This is a genomic window from Arthrobacter sp. CAL618 (assembly GCF_000468215.1).
GTDB lineage: Bacteria > Actinomycetota > Actinomycetes > Actinomycetales > Micrococcaceae > Arthrobacter_D.
Map to the genome: position 1 here is coordinate 2,933 of NZ_ASZW01000195.1, position 23,814 is coordinate 26,746.

The 23,814-nt window shown below is 63.7% G+C and carries 18 protein-coding genes; 14 read left to right on the forward strand and 4 right to left on the reverse strand.

The features are described from left to right. The first annotated feature begins 99 nt into the window (after positions 1 to 99). The 7 genes from groL to K728_RS0111825 all read left to right on the forward strand — a co-directional run bounded on the left by groL (position 100) and on the right by K728_RS0111825 (position 8,565). Positions 100 to 1,707, forward strand: coding sequence for a chaperonin GroEL (gene groL / locus K728_RS0111790; protein WP_024476844.1), 1,608 nt, complete (start codon positions 100 to 102; stop codon positions 1,705 to 1,707). Positions 1,708 to 1,881: 174 nt separating this feature from the next. Then, positions 1,882 to 2,199, forward strand: coding sequence for a DUF6507 family protein (locus K728_RS0111795; RefSeq protein ID WP_024476845.1), 318 nt, complete (start codon positions 1,882 to 1,884; stop codon positions 2,197 to 2,199). Next, entirely contained in the window at positions 2,196 to 3,392 is a 1,197-nt protein-coding gene (locus tag K728_RS0111800; RefSeq protein ID WP_024476846.1) for a hypothetical protein, read from the forward strand. The genes K728_RS0111795 and K728_RS0111800 overlap by 4 nt, the downstream gene beginning before the upstream one ends. Continuing rightward, positions 3,383 to 3,736: a hypothetical protein gene (locus K728_RS0111805; protein ID WP_024476847.1), complete on the forward strand. Its 354-nt coding sequence runs from the start codon at positions 3,383 to 3,385 to the stop codon at positions 3,734 to 3,736. Before K728_RS0111800 ends, K728_RS0111805 begins: the two co-directional genes overlap by 10 nt. A gap of 439 nt (positions 3,737 to 4,175) precedes the next feature. Beyond that, positions 4,176 to 4,994, forward strand: a complete 819-nt coding sequence (locus K728_RS0111815; protein WP_024476849.1) for a hypothetical protein — start codon at positions 4,176 to 4,178, stop codon at positions 4,992 to 4,994. A 135-nt stretch (positions 4,995 to 5,129) separates the two neighbouring features. Next, complete coding sequence (guaB, locus tag K728_RS0111820; RefSeq protein WP_019481572.1) at positions 5,130 to 6,656, forward strand: IMP dehydrogenase; 1,527 nt, start codon at positions 5,130 to 5,132, stop codon at positions 6,654 to 6,656. A 55-nt stretch (positions 6,657 to 6,711) separates the two neighbouring features. Continuing rightward, complete coding sequence (locus K728_RS0111825; protein ID WP_024476850.1) at positions 6,712 to 8,565, forward strand: ABC transporter ATP-binding protein; 1,854 nt, start codon at positions 6,712 to 6,714, stop codon at positions 8,563 to 8,565. Positions 8,566 to 8,575: 10 nt separating this feature from the next. On the opposite strand, the gene K728_RS0111830 is transcribed toward K728_RS0111825, so the two are convergent. Both K728_RS0111830 and K728_RS0111835 read right to left on the reverse strand, forming a co-directional pair. After that, complete coding sequence (locus K728_RS0111830) at positions 8,576 to 8,851, reverse strand: hypothetical protein (protein ID WP_019481574.1); 276 nt, start codon at positions 8,849 to 8,851, stop codon at positions 8,576 to 8,578. Positions 8,852 to 8,926: 75 nt separating this feature from the next. Continuing rightward, positions 8,927 to 9,370 (reverse strand): MarR family winged helix-turn-helix transcriptional regulator, encoded by a 444-nt coding sequence (locus tag K728_RS0111835; RefSeq protein WP_019481575.1) that lies wholly within the window; start codon positions 9,368 to 9,370, stop codon positions 8,927 to 8,929. 250 nt (positions 9,371 to 9,620) lie between these two features. Here K728_RS0111835 and K728_RS0111840 point away from each other — a divergent pair, with 250 nt between their 5' ends. The 3 genes from K728_RS0111840 to K728_RS0111850 are packed head-to-tail and all read left to right on the forward strand — an operon-like array spanning position 9,621 to position 13,081. Continuing rightward, positions 9,621 to 10,760 (forward strand): GuaB3 family IMP dehydrogenase-related protein, encoded by a 1,140-nt coding sequence (locus K728_RS0111840; protein WP_019481576.1) that lies wholly within the window; start codon positions 9,621 to 9,623, stop codon positions 10,758 to 10,760. 49 nt (positions 10,761 to 10,809) lie between these two features. Continuing rightward, entirely contained in the window at positions 10,810 to 12,534 is a 1,725-nt protein-coding gene (locus K728_RS0111845) for a glycerol-3-phosphate dehydrogenase/oxidase (protein WP_024476851.1), read from the forward strand. Between the two features lie 55 nt (positions 12,535 to 12,589). Further along, positions 12,590 to 13,081 carry a PTS sugar transporter subunit IIA gene (locus K728_RS0111850; protein WP_024476852.1) on the forward strand — a complete coding sequence of 164 codons (492 nt, stop codon included), beginning with the start codon at positions 12,590 to 12,592 and terminating at the stop codon, positions 13,079 to 13,081. Positions 13,082 to 13,115: 34 nt separating this feature from the next. Here the strand turns inward: K728_RS0111850 and K728_RS0111855 are convergent, their stop codons facing one another. After that, positions 13,116 to 14,882, reverse strand: a complete 1,767-nt coding sequence (locus K728_RS0111855) for an ABC transporter ATP-binding protein (RefSeq protein ID WP_024476853.1) — start codon at positions 14,880 to 14,882, stop codon at positions 13,116 to 13,118. Further along, positions 14,875 to 16,596: an ABC transporter ATP-binding protein gene (locus K728_RS0111860; protein ID WP_024476854.1), complete on the reverse strand. Its 1,722-nt coding sequence runs from the start codon at positions 16,594 to 16,596 to the stop codon at positions 14,875 to 14,877. The genes K728_RS0111855 and K728_RS0111860 overlap by 8 nt, the downstream gene beginning before the upstream one ends. A 130-nt stretch (positions 16,597 to 16,726) precedes the next feature. Between K728_RS0111860 and K728_RS0111865 the strand changes: the two genes are divergently transcribed. From K728_RS0111865 to K728_RS0111880, 4 genes are all read left to right on the forward strand, one after another. Then, positions 16,727 to 17,563, forward strand: coding sequence for an SURF1 family protein (locus tag K728_RS0111865; RefSeq protein ID WP_024476855.1), 837 nt, complete (start codon positions 16,727 to 16,729; stop codon positions 17,561 to 17,563). After that, positions 17,560 to 18,048 carry a DUF3817 domain-containing protein gene (locus tag K728_RS0111870; protein ID WP_019481582.1) on the forward strand — a complete coding sequence of 163 codons (489 nt, stop codon included), beginning with the start codon at positions 17,560 to 17,562 and terminating at the stop codon, positions 18,046 to 18,048. The genes K728_RS0111865 and K728_RS0111870 overlap by 4 nt, the downstream gene beginning before the upstream one ends. A gap of 149 nt (positions 18,049 to 18,197) precedes the next feature. After that, the gene (guaA, locus tag K728_RS0111875; protein WP_024476856.1) at positions 18,198 to 19,748 is read left to right on the forward strand and encodes a glutamine-hydrolyzing GMP synthase; all 1,551 of its coding nucleotides are present in this window, start codon (positions 18,198 to 18,200) and stop codon (positions 19,746 to 19,748) included. 123 nt (positions 19,749 to 19,871) lie between these two features. Continuing rightward, complete coding sequence (locus tag K728_RS0111880; RefSeq protein WP_035747947.1) at positions 19,872 to 23,771, forward strand: DUF4011 domain-containing protein; 3,900 nt, start codon at positions 19,872 to 19,874, stop codon at positions 23,769 to 23,771. Positions 23,772 to 23,814: the final 43 nt, after the last annotated feature.

Here is a 23,814-nt window from a genome sequence, read left to right on the forward strand (position 1 = left end):
GCCAACAGGCCGGGGTTCTCTCATCGGTGCGTGAAGACGTAGCGAGAACCACCAGGATTTGCACAAGCAGGATTTGCACAATGGAAGAGGAAACACATCATGGCAAAGCAGTTGCTGTTTGACGACGCTGCACGCCGCGCGCTGGAAGCGGGAGTCAACAAGTTGGCTGACACCGTCAAGGTGACGCTCGGCCCCCGCGGCCGCAACGTCGTACTGGACAAGAAGTGGGGAGCCCCCACGATCACCAACGACGGTGTGACCATCGCCCGCGAAATCGAACTGGACGATCCGTTCGAGAACCTTGGCGCTCAGTTCGCCAAGGAAGTGGCCACCAAGACCAACGACATCGCCGGTGACGGCACCACCACCGCGACGGTGCTGGCCCAGGCACTGGTCACCGAAGGGCTGCGGAATGTCGCAGCCGGCGCTGCCCCCTCACAGCTGAAGCGTGGCATTGAGGTCTCCATCGAGGCCGTTGCTGCCCGCCTGCTTGAGAACGCCCGCGAAGTTGTCGGTCAGCAGACCGCCAGCGTCGCGTCCATCTCGGCCCAGAGCTCAGAGGTTGGCGAGCTCATCGCTGAAGCCTTCGAGAAGGTCGGCAAGGATGGCGTGATCACCATCGAGGAGTCCTCGAGCACCCAGACCGAACTGGTTCTCACCGAGGGCATGCAGTTCGACAAGGGTTTCCTCAGCCCGTACTTCATCACCGATGCCGAGCGTCAGGAAGCGGTGCTCGAAGATGCACTCATCCTGATCAACTCCGGCAAGATCTCCTCGCTGCAGGAATTCCTGCCGCTGCTGGAGAAGGCGCTGCAGGCCGGTAAGCCCCTGTTCATCATCGCCGAGGACATCGACGGCGAAGCGCTGTCCACCCTCGTGGTGAACAAGATTCGCGGCACCCTGAACGTCGTCGCCGTCAAGGCACCAGGCTTCGGCGACCGCCGCAAGGCCATGCTGCAGGACATCGCGACGCTGACCGGTGCGCAGGTCGTTTCGCCTGACCTCGGCCTCAAGCTGGATCAGGTGGGCCTCGAAGTGCTGGGTTCGGCTCGCCGGATCACCGTCACCAAGGACACCACCACCATCGTTGATGGCATTGGCACCGAGTCCGACGTTGCGGACCGTGTCGCCCAGATCCGTGCCGAGGTTGAGCGCACCGATTCCGATTGGGACCGCGAGAAGCTTCAGGAACGCCTGGCCAAGCTGGCCGGCGGCATCGGAGTCATCAAGGTTGGCGCAGCCACCGAGGTTGAGCTCAAGGAAAAGAAGCACCGCATTGAGGACGCCGTGTCAGCGACACGCGCGGCTCTCGACGAGGGCATCGTCGCCGGTGGCGGCGCTGCGCTGATCCACGCGTCGAAGGCACTGGACACCGACCCAGCCGTCCTCGCCCTTGAGGGCGATGCGGCAACGGCCATCAACCTGGTGCGCCGCGCCCTGGCCCAGCCATTGCGCTGGATCGCGGAGAACGCTGGCCACGAAGGCTACGTCGTGGTGCACCGCGTCGAGGAACTTGAGCCCGGACATGGCTTCAACGCTGTCACCGGTGACTATGAGAACCTCGTCGACGCCGGCATCATCGACCCCGTCAAGGTCACCCGTTCAGCGCTGCGGAACGCGGCGTCGATCGCTGCTCTGATTCTCACCACCGAAACCCTCGTGGTGGAGAAGCCTGAGACCGACGACGAAGAAGGTCACAGCCACTAGTCCCCTCAAGGGCTAGACAGGCATGACAGCACCCCTGATCCTCGGATTGGGGGTGCTGTCATGTGGTGGGCAGTTCTCCCCATCGCGGGATGCAGCGGTCCGTGAAATGCTGCAGGGGTGCAGCGAAATGGTGCACTTTAAACGCAGGGCAAACGAAACTGGGGACATTCGGCTGTGACAGCTTGGGATATCGATGCGGCATCAGCGCGAGGGATCATCGCGCGCACGGTGGAGGAAATGCTCGAATTTCACACCGCGGGCGATGAAATGGACACCGCGATCCAGGGGGCTGCCAGCGCCAGCAACAGTCCGGGCATCGCGGCCGCGCTCGCGTCCGTGTACGACGACTACGTGAAACTGCTCATCAGTAACGCGACCGTCAGGGCCACCAACGCCTGCAACGGGACCAGCCAGGCAGTCAACTGGTACGTCCAGGGCGACCTGGACATGGCTGCTACCGCTCAGGACAGCGCCTCGCAGGTGCCCGAATGACATCGGTAAGCTTCGCCGGAGTACCGACCTTCCCCGACTCGGACCTCCTCGATACGGAGGCGGAAGCAATCAAAACCGCTGGGACGCGGGTCAAGGAGATTGCAGCGAACTCTAGCGCCGTCTGGGTCGAACTTGGCGCTGTGTACAGCGCGCCGGAGGCGGCTGAGGTGTTGGCCGCGTTTACCCCGGTTGACTCTTTTGGGGAAGAGACCCAGACCGTTTCGGCCTTAATCGCCACGGCGCTGACCACCTTCGCTGCCACTGCGAGGACCCTCAAGACCACTTACAATTCACTGGTCCTGCAGGCGGGGCAAAATTCAGGGCCCGACGACGACCCCGAGGACGTGGCTGCAGCCAACCAGGACACCCAGGTCCTGGTGGACCAGCTGGTCCGTGACTACCAAGAAGCCGAGGCGGCATGCATCGCCGCTCTGGGCGCCGCCAGCGGGCAGGTCTACTCGCCCGGCTGGGCCGACACACTCGGTATTGGCACTTCAACCGTCAACGAGATTGTGGATCGGGTCCAGCACTCCCAAGTCCACGTCCGGGTACCTCTCGAGACCGTCCGCTCCCCACGGGTCTTCGACCTGGAACTGGGGCCACCGATCCGTCCCACCGGGCCGCTCCACATGGACGACATGCCCTATGACTACATCGACGCTGACGGCAAGAAATGGACGCAGACGCCGTCGGGCCTGCTGGTCCGCACCGGCACGACGGTCGACGTCACGCGGCCACCTATCGACGTGGAGAACTATCAGCGGCCCGGGCCACAGCTGACTACCCCCGACCGGGTGACATCGCCTCCCGATTGGGCGCGAAACGCCGGGCGGGGACTGTTCGTCGTCGACGTCGGAATGACCGTCTGGTCGCACGGCACCTCCCAGTACAACGAAGATCTGGTGAACCATCCGGACTGGACCGATGGTCAGCGCGCAGCGAGTGTGACTGAAGACGTGGTCATTGTGGGCGGCACGTCACTCGCCGGCGGAGCCGCGGGGGCTTTGGCCGGCGCCAAGGGTGGTGCAGTGCTCGGCGCAGCGATCGGTTCGGTCATTCCAGGGGCAGGCACCGCAGCCGGTGCCCTCGTTGGCGGTATCGTGGGAGCGGTCGGCGGTGGAATCATCGGCAGTAAGGTAGGCGAAGAGGTCGGCGAAGGGATCAAGGACGTATGGAACTCCCTGTGGGACTAGCAAGTCTCCTTGCGGGGCTGATCATGATGCTCTGCGGCATCAATGCTTACCGCGGGCGCTGGCGGAAGTGGTTGCAGCCGGGCCTGATCCCCAGAGTGGACAGCTACGTCGGCCTCGGCCTGCTGTATGGCGGGATCGGGTTTTGCCTTGCACCGCTGTCAGCGCTGCTCGCCGACAGCAACTCACCTCGCGCCCTCACAGCAGTGGTGGTTTCCCTGGCAATCGGAGGCATTCTGGTGTGGCTCCTGAGCACGGCCTGGCTGCCAAGATTCATGCGCCCCCGCTGGGTGAAGGTCAAACAGGGTAGCAGCGACCTCTTCCCCGCAAACCCAGGAGCCCGATGAGCGAGTTCGTCCTCGAAACCACACCGCGCCTGGATTTTCAGCGCCCGACGGACTGGCTCCCGAGCCAGGTTGATGGAGTCGNCCGGGTGGTGGTCGCGCCGCCGAGTTGGGGAGGGTTCAGGCCTTCACTGGTAGTCACCAGCCAGCCCTACGACGGCACCATCGCCAAACTCTCCACCTTCGCGATGGCGGCCGCCATGGGAGATCTGCGACACACCTACCTGATTGCCTGTGAGATCTGGCAACACCCGGCAGGCACGGGCCGGAAGATCGAATACACCCACCGGCTGGACGATCAGGTGCTGCACGTCCAGCGCTGGACCTTCGCCCACCAGGGGTATGCCGTTGACTTCACAGCCACCTGCGCCACCACCCAGCTCACCTCGGTCGACGCCCTGTTTGACCATGTGGCACGCACACTCCAGCTCCGAGGCGAATCATGAACGAATACCCGCACAAAGAGCCGCGCATGGACGGATTCCTCGCGCACCATACGGGAGAGCGCCTTGAGGAGCTCTCCGGGATCGCGGGTCGGCAGCCCTATGCATCAGCGGGTCCGAAAATTTCCCCGGAAACGCTCGAGCTGCTGGAAACGGCAGCCCAGGCGGGGAAACTGGGCCGGTTGGTCGCCGGAAGCAGGTCGGCCGACCTCGCTCCGCTGGTCAAGGCCGGGCTGCTGACCGACAAGGGGGCCCTCACATCGCAGGGTCGCCTGGTGACGGGACCCTGGCGTGAATCATTTGCGTCGTTGCGGCTGTCGGCTCAACACCAGGGTCAGGCCTCAGATTTCCAGGTCTGGATCAGTGCTGAAGGGTGTCTTGTGTTGGCTGGGCCGTCGGCCGCAACGATGATCAGCGGTTCAGCTGGTGACTGGCACCAGGTGGATTTCCTGGCGGCCGATCACCTGTATCCGGCACTCGCAGCGTGGGTCGGGATTGCGCCAGCCTGGAACGTGGCATCGGAGACGTCAGTCGTCGACGGCGAAATGGTGGGCGCGCGGGTCCGCGACCGGACAGTGGCTCCGCCTGTTGGCGCCGATGCGCCAATGGTCAACATGTGGCAGCAGCCCTGGGTGCTGTGGCGGCTGGTTGTGGAGCCTGACCGTACGAACGCCGTTCCCGCCACCTACCTGAACGCGGGTAGCGCCGGCCACTATCACCTCGGTAGCGACGACGCCGGTACCCACCTCACGCCCGTCCCCTCCAGCGCGGTATATCGGGTGCTGGCCCACCAGATTGATGCTCTGCTCCATTCCTGAGCGGTTCGGGTTGTGTCGAATCGCACGCTCCCGGAATAGGGTGCACCCGGCAATCGTTTTAGGATGAGAGTCTGGCAATTCGAATATCCCTCGGCCAGCTTCTACCCACAGACCATCTGAGAAAGAGGCGACGCAGTGACCCAGCCGTCCCAGCGCAACGAAACCCATGACCCATTCGGATTCGTTGGCCTGACGTACGACGACGTCCTGCTCCTGCCCGGCCTCACCGATGTGATCCCGTCCGAGGCTGACACCAGTTCGCGCGTTTCCAAGCGCATCACCGTTCAGACCCCGCTGTTGTCCTCGGCAATGGACACCGTCACCGAGGCACGCATGGCCGTGGCAATGGCCCGCCAGGGCGGCCTCGGCGTGATCCACCGGAACCTGTCGATCCAGGATCAGGCGGAGCAGGTGGACCGGGTCAAGCGCAGCGAGTCCGGCATGATCGCTCATCCGGTCACCATCGGACCCGATGCCACCCTTGCTGAGCTGGACGAACTATGCGGCCACTATCGGGTGTCGGGTCTTCCCGTCGTCGACGACGCCGGGCATCTGCTCGGCATCGTCACCAATCGTGATACCCGGTTCGTCTCCGAACATGAGTGGCCACACCGCCTGGTGCGCGCGGTCATGACTCCCATGCCGCTGGTGACCGGGCAGGTCGGAATCAGTGGTGAGGACGCGATCGGGCTGCTGGCCAAGAACAAAATTGAAAAGCTTCCGCTCGTCGACGGAGAAGGCATTCTTCGAGGACTGATAACTGTTAAGGACTTTACAAAAGCCGAGCAGTATCCGCTCTCCACGAAGGACGACGAAGGCCGGCTGCGGGTCGGCGCCGCTATCGGCTTCTTCGGTGATGGCTGGGATCGCGCCATGGCCCTCGTGGACGCCGGAGTTGACGCCCTGTTCGTTGACACCGCCAACGGGCACAGTGCCGGTGTCCTCGAGATGATTGCCCGGCTCAAAGCCGAACGATCAGTGGCTCACGTCGACATCATCGGTGGCCAGGCAGCAACACGGGACGGCGCCCAGGCGCTGATCGACGCCGGCGCCGACGGTATCAAGGTCGGGGTAGGCCCCGGATCCATCTGCACCACTCGAGTGGTGGCGGGCGTTGGCGTACCCCAGGTGACCGCCATCTATGAATCAGCCAAGGCTGCCATCCCGGCAGGGGTGCCTGTGATCGCCGACGGCGGACTCCAGTACTCGGGCGACATCGGCAAGGCGCTGGTCGCCGGCGCCGACACCGTCATGCTCGGCTCGCTGCTGGCCGGCTCGGCCGAAGCCCCTGGCGAACTGATCTTCGTGAACGGCAAGCAGTACAAGACCTACCGTGGCATGGGTTCCCTCGGCGCCATGCAGACCCGCGGAAAGAATACGTCCTACTCGAAGGACCGCTACTTCCAGGCCGACGTCACAGGGGACGACAAGCTGATCCCCGAAGGCGTCGAAGGCCGCGTTGCCTACCGAGGACCGCTCGAGTCCGTCGCCTACCAACTGGTCGGGGGACTGCGTCAGACCATGTTCTACACGGGTGCCCGCACCATCGGAGAGCTGAAGGCAAAGGGCAAGTTTGTCCGTATCACCTCCGCCGGCTTGAAGGAGTCGCACCCCCACGACATCCAGATGACCGTCGAGGCTCCGAACTACGGCAGCAAGTAACGCACCGGGCGCGGGTCAGCAGCGTGCATGGGTCCCGGCAGAACGGTGAGGATCCATGACAGGTGATGAGCTCCGCCCACCCCGGGTCCCTCGACCGAGGCTTTCCCTGAGACCCTACGCGCGCGCCGTCGGACAGGTCCTGAGAGTGAGCTTCAGAGCGTCACCGGGCGCCGTCGTCATGAAGGTCGTGGGGTCGCTGATCGCTGCTGTCCTCCCGCTGGTGACCACCTATTTCGCCGCGCTGACCACGACCGCGCTTGCCGAGGCCTACGCCGGGAATCCCGACGCCGGCCAGCAGGCGGTGCTCTATGTGCTGATCACCGCCGGCCTGGGATTGTTTTGGGGCGCTTTCACCAGCTTGGACCGGTATATCCAGCAGGTCATGAGCTTCAGGGTGGGAGCGGTGGTGGGTGACCTGATGTACGAACGGTTCCTCGCGCTCGAGTTCTGGCGGTACGACGACAAGGACACCGTTGACCTGTACGACCGGGCCAAACGGTTCTCGGATTCCTATGCGCGCGTTCTCGACCGGATCGCTGCGATCTTCACCCAGCTAGCCTCGGTGGTCCTGGCCATCGGCGCGCTCCTGCTGGTCAGCTGGTGGGTCGCACTGATCGTACTGATCGCGATCATCCCGAGCGTCTACCTACAGTTCAAGCTATCCCGCGAACAAATGGCCCACTGGAATACCCAGGTGGATTCACGCCGGCAGCGTCGGCTGATCGAAACGAACCTGATTCGGCCGCAACATATTGCCGAGATGAGGCTCTACGGCATCGTGGGCTACCTGATGGACCTGCGGTCCCGCCTCCGCGATGCCGACGAACTCCGCCGACTGGAGTTCCAGAAGCGGTACATTCCCAAACAACTGGCTGCCGATGCGCTTCAATACGGCGCCGAAGTGGTGGCCCTGATCTGGGTGGTAGGTCAAATCATTGCCCGGGCACAGCCGGTGGGACAGTTCCTCTACATCCAGCAGATTGTCAGCCGCGCCCTTACGACCGCCAATTCGCTGGTCACCTCACTCAGTTCAATCGATGAGGACCTCGCGAACCTCAAGGACTACGAGGAATTCATGAAATACCCCACGGCCGTCGGCGGTGGAGAGGTGCTGGCCAAAGCCCCGGCTGAGGTGACGTTGGAGAATATTTCCTACACCTACACCGGTGGGTCAGCTCGGGTGCTGAAGGGCATTTCCCTGAGCATCCGGAAGGGACAGCACATAGCCATTGTCGGGGAAAACGGTGCGGGAAAGTCGACCCTGATCCGGGTTCTGGCCGGGCTGTACCAGCCGGAGTCGGGCAAGGTGCTGCTGGATGGACAGGACCTGAGGGGCCTGGACATCAGCTCATGGCATCGGCATCTCGCGGTGATGTCGCAGGATTTCCTCAAGTACGAATTCGCAACGGCGGCCAACAACATTTACTTCGGGGATGTGTCATTGCCACGGGACGATACACGGATCGAGCGGGCCGCCCGCGACGCCGAGGCCAGCGACTTCATCAGTCGCCTCCCGAACGGGTTCGAAAGCCATGTCAGCAACTGGATGGAAGACCCCCGTGGACGGAAGGGGAGTGGGCTGTCCGGCGGGCAATGGCAGCGACTGGCGATGGCCCGCAACTTCTACCGCGGTGCCCCGTTCATCGTGATGGACGAGCCCACCTCGGCGATCGACGCGCTTGCCGAACACCGCATCTTCGGCCGGCTCTTTGCCGACCGGGAACACACGATCATTGCCATCAGCCACCGGCTGGCGACCATCGAGAAAGCCGACATCATTTACATGCTGGAGGATGGGCAGATCGCGGAGTCGGGGACCCACGATGAACTCGTGAATCTCCGTGGCCGGTATTTCAGGATGTTTGAGAGCCAGCTTGGGCTTGACCCGAACACCGTTACTGAAACCTGATCGGCAAGCCCTAAGCCGAGGTCTTGTCCTTCGGCTCCTGAGCCGAGGTGGCAAACGCGTCTCGTCCGTCCACGGGCAGCTGATGGTCCGCGGCTCGGTAGTCAAGTTCGGCCCTGAGCTCCTCGTAGCGGGACTCGGTTTCCGGATCGGGCTCGTGATCCGTGGTGTATTCGGTGTCCAGCTGACGGTGGATTTTGCTGTTCAGAATTTCAACCTGGCTATCCTCCAGGGGAGCCAGGTCCGCCGGGAAGGGCTGCTCCGGTGAAAGCCTACTTTTGTCGCCCATAAGCCTCTGCCTTTCGAAGAATGTGCTCGGATAATCCCTGCACACGGCAGTCTACGTCGAAAGGGCTGCGAATTATCAGCCTGCGGCCTGAGCGCCACCGTTGCGTCCTGCACCCAATTCTTCGATCAGGTTGCGCAGCTCCGCCCTGAGGGTGTCAGAGAGCAGCCCGCCACCGGCGATGAGGTTCTGTTCGATCTGGAGTGCACTGACCAACGCGCTCCTACCGGCGTCGGAAACTGAAACCATCTGGATTCGCTGGTCCACTTCGCCCCGGACGCGATTGACGTAGCCATTCACCTGCAGCTTCTCGATGGTTTTACCCATGGTCTGATTCTGTACACGAATCAGCTGAGCCAGCTTGGTCTGATTGATCGGGCCGTAATCCTGCAACACTCGCAGCGCGGTGTACCCGGCATGGGTGAGTCCGAGGTCAACCAGCCCCGCGTTCCAGGCATGGTCGACCAGTCGCGCCGCGGTGGTCAATAGCCTCCCGGTGGGCCATTGCTCCAGCTCCTGCATGTCGACAACTCCTTCACTAGTGAGATCGGAGGACCGGTACCAGGTAGGCTCCCATGTCCGGGATGCGATGTCGGGGATGCCATCCACCCTAGCCCTCTTGTGGGGCGAAAAGAAAGTAGGCTTATCACCGTCTGGCGGGATCTGGTGGGATCTGGTGGGTGGAGCCCCCTAATTCAGGGCGACAGACCGGCTGAATGCCGGGAAACCCGCCGCGGAGTCCTTGCGTGTCGCCCTGGGATAACCTTGTCAGGTGACTAACGAGATTGAAATTGGCCGAGGCAAGCGCGGACGCAGGGCGTACTCCCTCGATGACGTAGCGGTGGTTCCGTCCCGCCGCACCCGTGACCCCCATGACGTGTCGGTGCAATGGCAGATCGACGCCTACCAGTTCGAAATGCCAGTCATCGCCGCACCGATGGATTCCGTGATGTCACCGGAGACCGCCATTGCCATGGGGCGGCTGGGCGGTCTTGGCGTGCTCAACCTTGAGGGTTTGTGGACCCGCTATGAGGATCCCCAGCCCATGCTGGACGAGATCGCGAACCTGAGCACCGAGAATTTCAGTCCGGCGGCCACCCGCCGGATGCAGGAAATTTACAACGCGCCAATCCAGGAGGGCCTGATCACCAGCAGGCTCGCCGAAATGCGCGAGGCCGGGGTTACGGTGGCCGGCTCTCTGACACCCCAACGCACCCAGCAGTTCTACAAGACCGTCCTCGCCGCGGGGGTCGATATCTTCGTGATCCGTGGCACCACGGTCTCCGCCGAGCACGTCTCCAAGGACGACCGACCCCTGAACCTCAAACAGTTCATTTATGAGCTCGACGTCCCGGTCATCGTCGGGGGAGCCGCCGGTTACACCCCGGCGCTGCACCTGATGCGCACCGGTGCTGCCGGCGTGCTGGTCGGGTTTGGCGGGGGTGCGACGACGACGACGCGACGCGCCCTGGGCATCCACTCACCGCTGGCTTCGGCCATCTCGGACGTAGCAGCCGCACGGCGGGATTACATGGATGAATCAGGCGGTCGCTACGTGCACGTGATCGCGGATGGCGGGATGGGTGCCAGCGGTGACATCGTCAAAGCCATCGCGATGGGTGCCGACGCGGTCATGCTCGGTTCGGCACTGGCCCGCGCCGAGGAAGCGCCGGGACAGGGCTGGCACTGGGGCCAGGAGGCTCACCACGACGAACTACCCCGCGGCGACAGGGTCAAGATTGGCACGGTGGGTCCGCTCAAGGAGGTGCTGTGGGGGCCGTCGCATCACACGGATGGAACCTCCAATGTGATTGGCGCCCTGCGCCGGGCGATGGCCACCACCGGCTACTCGGACCTCAAGGAGTTCCAGCGGGTGGAAGTAGTTCTTTCCCCCTACATTTCCAACGGCTGATTGCTAAGGTTGGGGGACGTAGTATCGAACCCGACGAAGGATCGCCGCCATGTCATCAGGAGCACTGAGCCCGAAGAACCGTGAAGACGCGCTAGCAGCGTTGAAAGCCACCTCGGAGTCCGGTAGGGAGTTGGACATCCTGATCGTAGGCGGCGGCGTCGTCGGCGCTGGATCGGCGCTCGACGCCGTGACCCGCGGACTGGACGTGGGGATGGTTGAAGCCCGCGACTGGGCATCAGGCACTTCCTCACGGTCATCGAAGCTGATCCACGGTGGTCTGCGGTACCTCGAAATGCTCGACTTCGCGCTGGTACAGGAGGCCCTCAAAGAACGCGGCCTGCTGATCCAGCGAATCGCACCGCACCTGGTCCGACCGGTACCGTTCCTCTACCCGCTCACCAAGCGGTTCTTCGAGCGCCCCTATGTGGGTGCCGGAATCTTGCTGTACGACACCATGGGCATGACCTCAGGCAACTCGCGGGGCGTCCCCATGCACAAGCACCTTTCCCGTCGCGGGACCCTCCGGGCCGCCCCCAGCCTTAAAGAAGACGCAATGGTGGGCTCCATCCGCTATTACGACGCCCAGGTGGACGACGCGCGGTATGTGGTCAACATGGTGCGGACCGCAGATCACTACGGGGCCAAAGTCGCCAACCGGGTGACGGTAGTAGATTTCCTCCGCGAGGGTGAACGTGTGGTCGGAGCCCGCGTCAAGGACCAGGAAACCGGCGAACAGTTCGACATCCGCGCGAAGCAGGTCATCAATGCCACGGGCGTCTGGACCGACGAAACCCAGGCTATGGTCACCGACCGCGGCCAGATGAAGGTCAGGGCCTCAAAGGGCATCCACCTCGTCGTTCCGCGGGACCGCTTCCAGTCCACAGTGGGACTGATCCTGCGCACCGAGAAGTCCGTCCTGTTCGTTATCCCCTGGGGTCGTCACTGGATCATCGGAACCACCGACACCGACTGGGACCTGGATAAGGCGCACCCGGCCGCGTCCTCCAAGGACATCGACTACATCCTGGAGCATGTCAATAAGGTGTTGCGCCGCCCGCTCACCCGGGAAGACGTCGAGGGTGTGTACGCCGGGCTGCGGCCGCTCCTGGCTGGCGAAAGTGACTCCACGGCGAAACTTTCACGGGAGCACGTGGTCGCGCACCCGGTTCCGGGCCTCGTGGTCGTCGCTGGGGGCAAGTGGACCACCTACCGGGTGATGGCCAAGGACGCGGTGGATGAGGCGACCCGGGCACTGGACGAGCGGGTCCCCGCCAGCTGCACCGAAACCGTCCCGCTGCTGGGCGCTGAAGGGTACAAGGCGGCATGGAACAAGCGTGCCCGGATGGCTGACCAGTCGGGTGTCCACGTGGCACGGGTGGAACACCTCCTGCAGCGCTATGGGAGCCATGCGGAGGACATTCTCGCGCTGATCCGCGAGGACAGGAGCCTCGGCGAGCCGTTGCCAGGGGCAGATGACTATCTTGGAGCTGAAGTGGTCTACGCGGTAACCCATGAGAACGCGCGCCATGTCGACGACGTCCTCACCCGCCGCACCAGGATCTCCATCGAATCCTGGGACCGTGGCGTGTCGGCGGCTCCTGAGGTCGCGTCGCTGATGGCGCCGTTCCTCGACTGGAGCGACGCCCAGGTGGACCGCGAGGTCAAACACTACCTCGCCCGGGTAGAAGCCGAGCGGCTGAGTCAGGAGCAGCCCGACGACGTCCTGGCAGACAATGCCCGGATGGGAGTCGAAGATATTGTGCCGCTAAGCTAGGACCGCGGTCTGGACGCCGTGCCGCCTGCCCAATGCAACCCGCGAGAGGTCTACCATGACCGAGCGATCCCTGGAATTCACCGATGCCGTTTTGACCACCCCTGATCTGGTGATCCTAGAGATGGTTGCCGCCGACAAGGAAGCGGCGACGGAACAGCTTGCCACCAAACTGTTCGAGGCGGGGCGTATCTCGCAGCTCGAGGGGTTCCTTGCGCAGGTCAATTCGAGGGAACACCAGATGGCTACCGGGCTGCCGGGTGGGGTAGGGCTGCCGCACGCGCGCAGCGACTACGTCAACCAGACCAGTATCGCGGTGGGCGTCACCAAATACGGCCACAGCCTCGACTTCGGGGCAGTGGACGGACCGGCGACGCTGGTCCTGCTGATCGCCACGCCGTCGCAGTCCTTCTCGGAACACCTCGAGGTGCTGGCCACGCTGGCGCGGTCCCTGTTCAAGGAGAACTTCAGGGAATCACTCAGGCGTGCCCACGACACCGAGGTAATCGCCGAGTTGATCAATTCCTCACTGGTGTTCTTCGACCACTGAGCCGTCTGCGAGAAGCCCGTTGTCATGGCGGTCGTCATTCGGACCGCCATGACTTCCACAACGCCGCATAGGAACCATCAAGGGCGAGCAGCTCATCGTGCGAGCCGAGCTCGGTGATGTTGCCGTTCTCCACGACGGCCACCCGATCGGCGTCGTGAGCCGTATGCAGGCGGTGGGCAATGGCCACCACGGTCCGCCCCTCCAGCACCGCGTTCAGCGAGCGTTCCAGATCGCGGGCGGCCTGCGGATCGAGCAATGAGGTTGCCTCATCCAGGACCAGTGTGTGCGGGTCGGCGAGGACCAGCCGCGCAAGTGCAAGTTCCTGGGCCTGGGCTGGGGTTAGCTCGTGCGCGCCGGAACCCACTTCGGTTTCGAGTCCGAGCGGTAGGGCGCGCGCCCAACCCAGCGCCCCGACGTCGTCCAGGGCCTGTTCGAGTTGCGCCTGCGTCGCATCGTCCTTACCGAGGCGGATGTTGTCCGCCAGGGATCCGACAAACACATGGTGTTCCTGAGTGACCAGTGCCACTTCACGGCGCAGCGCGTCGAGGGGACGGTCAACCAGGGGCACGTCTCCGACGGTGACCGAACCGGCGGTGGGCGGGTGAATCCCGGCAATCAACCGTCCCAGGGTGGACTTACCAGCGCCTGAGGGCCCGACCATTGCCAGTCGTTCCCCCCGACGCAACTGCAGATCCACACCATGCAGGACGTCGTGGCCGGGGCGGTAGGCGTACCGTGCCTTGGATACGAGGATGTCGTCGTTCAGCGGCTCATTATCGGTGGCGTGCCGATCCGGCCGAACCTCCTTGATCCCTACGATGCGCGCCAGCGATGCGGCACCCACCTGAATTTCGTCGGTCCACATGATCAGGAGATCCACCGGATCAATGAGCCGCACGGCAAACAAGGCAACCGTTGCGACGACGCCGGGGGTAACGACGTCGATGGAGGCGAGCCAGCCGCCCCAGAGCAGCACACCCGCCACCGGCAGCCAGAAGGCAAAGTCGGCTGCCGGGAAAAGCACAGTGCGCAGCCAGAGGGTGTACCGCTCGGCCCGGTAGCTGTCCGTCAACGCTCCATCGATGCGGTCCCGGCGCAGCGCACCCAGCCCAAGAGCGTCCACCGTGCGGGCGCCCTCGATGGTTTCGGTGATCGAGCCGTTCACGACGGCGTAGGTTTCCCGTTCCTTCTGGTAACCAGCCGAGCTTCGCTTGAGGTACCACCGGGTCACCGGATACAGCACGGGGAGGCCGACCAATAGACCCAGTGCGAGGATCGGCGAGGTGATCACTGCTGCGCCGATGGTCAGCAGGATGGTCACTATCGACACCACCACCTGGGGCACACCGAACCGCACAGTGTGGGAGACGGCGTCGACGTCGTTGGTGGTGCGGGATACGAGGTCACCGGTTCCGGCCTTTTCCACGGTGGACAGCGGCAGCGAGGTGACCTGTTTCATGAAGTCCTCGCGCAGTTCGGCGAAAACCGTTTCCCCGAACACCATTCCGGCCCGGACGGCCAGTCGTCGCAGGAGGGCCTGAACAATCAGGAACCCCAGCATGACCAGCGAAATGACCGCAATATAGTCCGAAGTGGTTCCCTCGACCACGGCGTCGACCACTCGACCGAGTAGTACTGGTCCCACCAGTCCGGCGATGGCAGACCCAACATAAAGCGCAATGACGCGGGAAAGTCCGCCGCGGTGGTGCCTGATTAGCCGCGCGGCTTCGGCTCGAACCTGGATCGGGTCCGCAACCGGAAGCTTCCCGGTCGGGTCGGGAGCGGCAGTTGTTTCACTCACTTCGGATTACCACGTTTCGGTAGGCGGGCTGGCTGGTCAGCAGCTCCAGGTGCGTTCCTTCAGCGGCCACACGGCCATCCTCAAGGTAAATGACGTGGTCCATGACGCCGAGCATCAGCGGGCTGGCCGTCACCACAACCGTGGTCTGGTCGGCGCCGCCCCGCAGGCCCTTCAGCCGGGCAGCGATCCTGGATTCGGTATGGGCATCGACGGCGCTGGTCGGTTCGATCAGCACCAGCGTCTCGGCCTCAGTCAGCAGGGCGCGAGCGAGGACCAGGCGCTGACGCTGCCCACCCGAAAAGCCCCTGCCGCGCTCGGTCACCTCGTGGTCCAGGCCGTCGTCGATTCCGTCGAGGATGTCCAGTGCACTGGAGGCGTCCAGGGCGGCAAGGATGCGCGTGTCATCATGCCTCGCCTGTGGATCCAATTCGGAGCGCAGGGAGCCGGTGAAAAGCTGGGGGTTCGCCTCGCTCACCACGATCCGCTGGCGGATGTCCTGCAGTGCGATGTTGCGTAACGGTTCGGCACCCCAGCGGACTTCGGCGAGGTGGAGCACTTCGTCCTCAAACCGGCCCAACCGGGTTGCCAGATCGGCTGACGCGGCGGTGTCCACCGACACCACCGCGGTCATCCGACCGGGGTGGATGAGCACGCCGGTGCTGGCGTCGTGCAGCGTAGCGCCGGGGGGTGGTGCTGGGGAAGTGGTGTCCCTGTCAGTTACGTCGGGTTCGACGACGAGAACGGCGATGATCTTGCGGGCACCAACATGTGCCCGGATGAAGCGGGCCACGCTGTCGGCAGCCGCGCGAATCGGAGTCATGAGGAAGATCGAATAGCCGTAGAGCGCCACCAGCTGTCCCGGCTCGATCTCGCCCGCGAGGGCCAGATTGGCGCCGACCCAGGTGAACAGCACGCTGAAGGCCCCGGCAATGAATACCTGGGAAGCTTCGAGATCGGCCAGGGAGTACGCAACACGGATGCCAGAGTCCCGGGTTTTCGCGGAGTGCTGACGGTAGCGGTTCACGAAGATGTGCTCACCGCCGATTCCCCTGAGCACCCTGAGCCCGGCCACCGTATCGGCGCCGACGGCGGTCATCTTGCCGGACGCTTCGCGTTGTTCACGCTGACGGGCCTGGAGGGGGCGGACCACGAAGAGCAGGAGGCCGCAGCACGCAGGAACACCGATCAGGACGATCAGACCGAGCAGGAGGGAGGTTTGTGAAATGAGCACACAGACCACCAGCCAGGCCATGATGGAGCCAGCCAGCCGGGCCGATACCGCGTAAATCTCGCCCAACCGGGTGGCGTCCGAGGCCGCAGTTGAAACCACCTCACCGGTGGAGAGTCGCCGCGGCAAAGCATCCCCGGTACGGGTGATCTTGTAGCCGATCAAACGGATCGAATGGAAGGCCGCCTGCAGCCAGCCGCTGATTGCCGTGCGGTGCTCGAGAGTGCCTGCGACTGCCTGCACGACGGTCAGGAGGATCAGGACGCCCACCCACAGCAGGAGCCGGTCGAAGTCGCCTGCCACCACGCCTTCATCGATGGCCCGACCCAGCACATAGGGCATTACAGCCTGGGCGACCATCCAGGCAGTGCCGAACACTACTCCGGCCAGAAGCGTTGCTTTTTGCTTCGATGCGAGCCAGAGCAGATAGCGGGAAGGGGAGCGGAGGTCCGGAGGGCCGGGGTCAGGGTAGGGATACGAGCGCACGATCAACCATCCTAGCGCCTTCGCACCCAAGTGGTAGGCACTTCCCAATCACTAAATTGCCCACTGCTGGCCGGCTGGGAATTCTCGGGTGCATTCGGTTTTCTACACGGTGACGAAGTACCGTTAAGGTGTGCTCAAAACCGCGCTGAAACCCCGTTGGATCCTTTCACTGATCCTCGCCATGGTGATTGCGGGAGTCTTTGTGCTTTTGAGCCAATGGCAGTTCTCCAACTCGTCCGGTGAAGCGCCGCCCCCAGAGAGCGCCACCGAGCAGGTACAACCGCTAACCGACGTCTTTAGGCCGGGTGTCCCCATGACAGCGCCGGTCGCGGACCAGATGATCACCATGGATGGCGAGTTTCTCGCTGACACCACGGTGTTGGTGCAGGATCGGCTTCAGGAAGACCGGCCGGGGTTCTGGTTGGTCTCGGCCTTTGCGGTCGATCAGGGGACCACGGTGGCGGCGACCGGTTTCGACGAGCAGACAGTAATTCCGGTGGTGCACGGTTGGATCGCCGACGCCACAGCGGCGATTGAGGTGCCTGAGCTGGTGGGTCCAGGCTCCGTGATCGGGCGGCTGCTTCCAGCTGAGGGCCCGGTCGCCGAGCGACCAGTCGCTGGCCAGATTCCCACCCTCGCGACTGCCGACCTCACCAACCGGTGGGACCGGGCCATCTACTCCGGCTTCGTCGTCTCAACAAGCACCACGCTGGCTGGAGCGCAGCAGGCACCCGAGGATCCACTGGAGGTCGTCACAGTCGGTCCCCAGCCGCAGGAGACCCCGCTGAACTGGCTGAACATCTTCTATGCCGTGGAATGGTTTGTCTTTGCCGGGTTCGCCTTCTTCCTCTGGTGGCGCCTGGTGGCTGATGATTACCGGCGCACCCTCGAAGAAGCAGAAGATGACGAGGCGGAAGAAGTCGCCCCGTCCGAGCGTGAAACAACTACGAATGAGGTACGACAGTGAGCACGCCAGACGTCAACAAATCCATCGACGGCAGAGCTGGTACCGCTAAGAAAACCAAGCGACGGTTCGGCGGCACCCACGCCCAGATTCTCTCCGCCGTGAAGTTCTACAAGGTGCTGGCCTACGCCACCGGGATCATGCTGCTGCTGGTGGTCGTGGAGATGATTGCCGCCTACGGCATGCAATCCCACATCATGATCGGCGGACCCGAGGGGCTGCTGTCCCTGACTGACAAGGAGTTCTCGGATTCCGCCGAAGGGTTCAACTTTTCCACCACTGTGCTGATCGTGCATGGCTGGATGTACGTGGTGTACCTGATCGCTGATTTCCGGTTGTGGCAGATGATGCGCTGGCCGTTCAAACAGTTCCTGGTGATGGCCCTGGGTGGGGTTGTGCCGTTGCTGTCCTTCATTGTTGAACGCCGGATCCACCGTCAGGTAGAGCAGGAGCTCGCCGCCCACCCCGAGGCAGCGTCTCGGTACTAGCGATATCGGGCCGTCGCAATGTGCGGTCGGGTGCCCATGGCGACTATTGTTGACGCGTGACTATTCCCGCACCCGGACCCGGAGTTTCAGGCCAAGCCGAAGCCACCGCCACCCCCCTCGAGGAGATCTCCGAAACCAGCCACCGGCCGGTGCTGGTGGTGGACTACGGCGCCCAGTATGCCCAGCTCATTGCCCGCCGGGTCCGTGACGCGGACGTTTACTCCGAGGTGGTGCCGCACACCCTCAAAACAGCCGATCTGTTGGCCAAAAACCCGGTGGCGATCATCCTGTCGGGCGGTCCCTCGAGCGTCTATGCCGAGGGTGCACCTCGGGTTGACCCCGAGCTGTTCTCGGCAGGCGTGCCCGTCCTGGGAATCTGCTACGGCTTCCAGGCCATGGCCTCAGCCCTGGGCGGTACGGTCGCGAAGACCGGGCTTCGGGAGTACGGCTCCACCGACGTCGCAGCGTCCGGCGTCGGGGGATCGTTGCTTGACGGTGTCCCCGAGCACCAGAACGCCTGGATGAGCCACGGCGATAGCGTTCAGGCCGCACCCGATGGATTCGAGGTTCTGGCCAGCACCGCTGGTGCCCCGGTTGCTGCCTTCGCCGACGAAAAACGGCGCCTCTACGGCGTGCAGTGGCACCCTGAAGTGAAACATTCGGACCACGGGCAGCAGGTGCTGGAAAACTTTCTGTTCAAGGGCGCACGGCTTGACGCCAACTGGACCACCGGCAACATTCTTGAAGAGCAGGTAGGCCGCATCCGTGAGCAGGTGGGGGACGCGCGCGTCATCTGCGGGCTCTCCGGAGGGGTTGACTCCGCCGTCGCCGCAGCCCTGGTACAGCGGGCAGTGGGCGACCAGCTGACCTGCGTATTCGTGGATCACGGTCTGCTCCGCGAGGGGGAAGCAGAGCAGGTCGAGCGTGACTTCGTTGCTGCGACCGACGTCAACCTCTACGTAGCCAATGAACAAAAGCGGTTCCTGGACGCACTGGCTGGGGTCAGCGATCCTGAAACCAAGCGCAAGATCATCGGCCGCGAGTTCATTCGCGCCTTCGAGGAAGCCGAGCGGGCGATCATCGCCGAGGCTCAGGCACACGGTGAAAAGATCCGCTTCCTGGTGCAGGGCACCCTTTACCCCGACGTCGTTGAGTCCGGTGGCGGCGAAGGTGCTGCGAACATCAAGAGCCACCACAATGTGGGGGGTCTTCCCGAGGACCTGCAGTTTGAACTCGTCGAACCCCTTCGTGCCTTGTTCAAGGACGAGGTCCGGGCGGTCGGCGCGCAGCTTGGGCTGCCCGCCGAAATTGTGGGTCGACAGCCGTTCCCCGGCCCAGGTCTGGGAATCAGGATTGTCGGCGACGTGACCCAGGAACGGCTTGACCTGCTACGCCGGGCAGATGCCATCGCCCGTGCGGAACTGACAGCTGCCGGACTGGACAACGAGGTTTGGCAGATGCCCGTCGTGCTGCTCGCCGACGTTCGGAGCGTCGGAGTGCAGGGTGACGGTCGAACCTATGGGCATCCGATCGTACTCAGGCCCGTGTCTAGTGAAGATGCAATGACCGCCGACTGGTCCCGCCTGCCGTTTGACCTGCTCGCCCGGATCTCCAACCGCATCACCAATGAGGTAGAGGGAGTGAACCGGGTGGTGCTGGATATCACCAGCAAGCCGCCAGGCACCATCGAGTGGGAGTAGTCCGACCCCGGTTGGGAAGGGTATTTGACCGTCCCCGGTGTTGCGGCCCCGCCGTGACCACCCTTGTCGGATAGCTTGGAAGGCATGCCCATCTGGTCGAGATCGTCGAAAATAACCGCAGAAATGGAGACCACCGTGTCAGTGCAGGATCCCGGGGACTCCGCTGGGAACTTCCTCCTGCCGTGGCTCAAGCAGCTCGGCGCCCACGCGGGTGCCGACACCCTGCTGCACTTCTCACCTGCGTCGGCCAACAGCATCGATCTCACGCACGCCCACCCCTCGGGTCTCGCCCAGCTCCTTGCTGGCCGTCGCACCCGGCTGTCCACTCTCCTCCGGGACCCGGGTCAGTACGCGGCTGCGATGAAGGCGGCACGGGTCCTTCGGGCGAAGATCTACGAGGTGGGCACCGAGCGCGGTATCGACGTCGGTTATCTCGCTGCCGGAACCGCCGCCTGGCGCAGCGTCGACGACGACGGCCGGTCCGAGTCGCTGACCGCGCCGGTTCTGTTGACCTCGGTTTCACTGACGGTTCATGCGTCCCAGGATGACTACGAACTCCAGCTCACCGAGCATGCGCGGCTTAATCCCGCGCTGGTGCGCCACCTGCGGTCAGCACAGGGGGTGTCGTTCGACCCCGAGTCCGTCGCCAAACTGGCCTACGGCACAGCGCGCTTCGATCCGTTGCCGGTCCTGGACAAGCTCCGTGCACTGACCGAGGGTGTGCGTGGGATGGCCATCGAGCACCATCTCCTCGTGTCCACCTTTGCCGATCTCGCTGACGTCGCCGACGATCCGGCCATCCGCTCCGACCATCCCGTGCTTGCAGCCCTGGTGGATGCGGCAAAGGAGGGACAGCCGGCACCTGCGGCACCGGACGCCCCTGAGCTGGCAACACCGATTGATGAACGTCTGCCAGCCGATGAACTGCTGATCAGGGATGCCGACTCTGCGCAGCAGCAGGTCCTGGACCAGATCATCCAGGGACGGTCATTGGTGGTGTCGGCACCCCCAGGATCAGGCCAGACCCAGACCGCGCTCAACGCCGTTGCGGCTCTTGCCGAGCAGGGCAAGAGCGTCCTAGTGGTGGCTGAGCGTCGCGGTACCCTCAACGAAGTGGTCCAGGAACTGGACACACTGAACCTTGGCTCGCTGGTCCTCCAGCTCAATGCCAACATCAACGAACAGCAACTCAAAGACCAGCTGATCCGGGCGATCGTGCGGAACGAGAAGGCGACGCGGCCCGAGCTGGACGGACTCCACCAGACTCTGGTCGACCACCGCCATCAGCTGCAGGACCATGTGAGGTCTCTGCACAACGTGCGAAGCCGCTGGGGTTGTTCGCCCTACCAGGCAATGCAGTCGCTGGCGGAATTGACCTCGTTGAATCCCTCGCCGGCAACAACGGTTCGCCTGCTCCGTAGCGTGATGGACAGCATCCCCGACCGCGTTGAGCTCGCTGGCCGGCTTCGCAGGGCAGCAGAACTGGGCAGCTTCAGCGCCTCGGCCGTAGAGAGTCCCTGGTACGGCGCCAAGCTGCTGAACCGTAAGGATACCGAGCGTGCACACGAGCTGGCCGTCGACCTGGCCCGCGACATCCCGCTGCTTCGGGAAAAGGTGCTGCGGGTAGCCGATCATTCCCAGATCAGTCTCGGCGGTTCGTTCACCGAGTGGGGAGAGCAATTGGAGCTCCTCGCAGCGGTCCGGGCAAGTCTCGACAAATTCACGCCAGATATCTTCGACCGGCCGGTCACCGACCTCATCACCGCCACGGCCTCATCGTCCTGGCGTCGGGAGCGCGCCATCGAGATGAGCTCGATGACCCGATCGCGGCTTCGCAGGGTGGCAAAGGAATATGTTCGCCCCGGTGTACACATCGCCGACCTGCACACTTCCCTGGTGGAAGTGCAGCAGCAGCGGACGCTCTGGACCCGGTACGCGACGACTGAACGGCACCCCTCTGTGCCAACGGGTCTCGCCGAGATCAATAACTTCCACCACAAGATCCGCCGGGAACTGGACGAGCTCACCAAAGTACTTGCCACGACCCCCGGCCATGTTGACCTGGCCGCTATGCCGCTGGAAGAGCTGGGCCAACGCCTCGCCGAGCTCGCCAGGGACAGACAAACCCTCGCAACCCTGCCGGAGCGCACCCTGCTGCTCGACGAAATGCGTGAACGTGGGTTGGGCGAATTGCTCGACGATCTGGCGCGGCGCGAAGTAGGCGCGCGTCAGGTGGGATCCGAACTGGAACTGGCGTGGTGGCAGTCTGCCCTCGACGCCATGATCAGCGGTGACGACTATCTGGCAATGTCCGACGGCGAGAGCCTGCGCCGGCTCGAAGCGGACTACCGTCTGGCCGACAACGCGCACATCGCTTCCGGTCCAGGACGGCTCCGATTTGCCCTCGCTGAACGCTGGCGGACGGCGCTTGCGGCGCATCCGGCGGAAGCGGAGAAGCTCCGGGAACTGCTCCGCACAGGCACTCTGGATCTCGCTGGGCTCAGTGCCCAGGATGACGACCTGGTGACCGCCCTCATGCCGGTTTGGGCGGCGAGTCCCCTCATGCTTCCGATGGTGCTACCAGCCGACAAGACCTTTGACGCGGTCATTGTTCTGGATGCCGAATCAATCTCCCTGCAGTCGGCCGTTCCGGCTCTGGCGAGGGCAACCCAGGTCATCGCTTTCGGCGATGACCGCCTCGGCGGACCCCAAAGCTTCAGCGTCGGTGCAGGAGCCGAGTCACCTCAGGAAGCCGACCAGCTCAACAGCGCCTACTCGGCCCTCTCTGGCATCTTCCCCACCAGTCCGCTGAGCGTGGTGTATCGGGGCGTTGACAAGGCTTTGACCGGCTATCTGAGCGACACCTTCTATGACGGCCGGCTCTCCCGGCTACCTCATGGTTCGGAAGTTTCGGGTACCGGCCGGGCCCTCACCGTCGACTATCTACCAGACGGCACCGGAATGCCGAGCGCCGATCAGGCCGGTGTGGAAAGCGTTGCGGCCGAAGTCAGCCGTGTCGTGGAACTGGTCTTCGAACACATCCGACGCCGTCCCAGCAGTTCGCTGGCAGTGGTGACCGCTAGCGCCCGGCACGCAGGGCGGGTAGGCCAGGCGATTAGACAGCGGATGGCAGAGCTGCCCTGGGCGGCTGACTTCTTCGCCCCGGGCAAGGAGTCGTTCCGAGTGGTCCCGGTCGAGCGGGCCGCGGGCCTCACCCGGGATTGCGTGATCTTCTCCCTCGGCTTCGGGCGGACCCCGCACGGCAGGGCACTGCATAACTTCGGCCAGCTGTCCGGCCCCGATGGTCGCGGTCGGTTCGTCACAGCCATGACCAGGGCGCGTCACCAACTTCACATTGTTACGTGCTTCCTCCCAACGGACCTCGACCCCACCCGGCTCGACAATGGAGCGTTGGATTTCTTCGGTCTGCTCGAGCGAGAGCTGGGGGAGGGGACCGGAGAGACCCCGGATCCGTCAGGGGAGCCCGCAGCACCGGTGAACCCAGATCCGCTGGTCGCGGATCTGGTCAATCGACTTCGCGACCGTGGTGCCCACGTGCTGGACCACTATGACGGGGTTCTCGACATCGTCGCCACAGCAGGGTCGGCAACAGTAGGTAAGCCGTCCGACGAGTCAGGTTCCGGCATGCAAACGCCACCGATCGCTATCGAATCCGATGGGACCGAAAGGTACCGCACCATGACGGTTCGGGAGCGAAGCAGGCTTCGCCCCCAACTCCTTGAGCGGATGGGGTGGCGGTACATGCCCCTCTGGACCATCGAGGTGTTCACCGACCCGAACGGATGCGCTGATCTGATTGGACGCTATCTGGGGTTGCCCGAGGTGACCAGTGGACGACATTCAAACTCACAGAGCGGGACGAGCATGAGCGGAACAGGCCAGGCAAGCCACGACAGTGTCCTGCCCAAGCTCGCTGCAGAGGATGAGGCCGATTCATGGGGTGAGCGCGACGAGTCCCATGAAGCGTGGTTGAAGGACCAGCGTCCCCCGCACTGGGACTGATGGTCCTGACTGGCAGCCCTGGCAGCCGAACCAAGGACGCCGT

Excerpts from the sequence above, each read along its gene's own strand:
- K728_RS0111825 (WP_024476850.1), top strand. The coding sequence starts at position 6,712 with ATGACAGGTGATGAGCTCCGCCCACCCCGGGTCCCTCGACCGAGGCTT.
- K728_RS0111845 (WP_024476851.1), top strand. The coding sequence starts at position 10,810 with ATGTCATCAGGAGCACTGAGCCCGAAGAACCGTGAAGACGCGCTAGCA.
- K728_RS0111880 (WP_035747947.1), top strand. The coding sequence starts at position 19,872 with ATGGAGACCACCGTGTCAGTGCAGGATCCCGGGGACTCCGCTGGGAAC.
- K728_RS0111835 (WP_019481575.1), bottom strand. The coding sequence starts at position 9,370 with ATGCAGGAGCTGGAGCAATGGCCCACCGGGAGGCTATTGACCACCGCG.
- groL (WP_024476844.1), top strand. The coding sequence starts at position 100 with ATGGCAAAGCAGTTGCTGTTTGACGACGCTGCACGCCGCGCGCTGGAA.
- K728_RS0111815 (WP_024476849.1), top strand. The coding sequence starts at position 4,176 with ATGAACGAATACCCGCACAAAGAGCCGCGCATGGACGGATTCCTCGCG.
- K728_RS0111850 (WP_024476852.1), top strand. The coding sequence starts at position 12,590 with ATGACCGAGCGATCCCTGGAATTCACCGATGCCGTTTTGACCACCCCT.
- K728_RS0111830 (WP_019481574.1), bottom strand. The coding sequence starts at position 8,851 with ATGGGCGACAAAAGTAGGCTTTCACCGGAGCAGCCCTTCCCGGCGGAC.
- K728_RS0111800 (WP_024476846.1), top strand. The coding sequence starts at position 2,196 with ATGACATCGGTAAGCTTCGCCGGAGTACCGACCTTCCCCGACTCGGAC.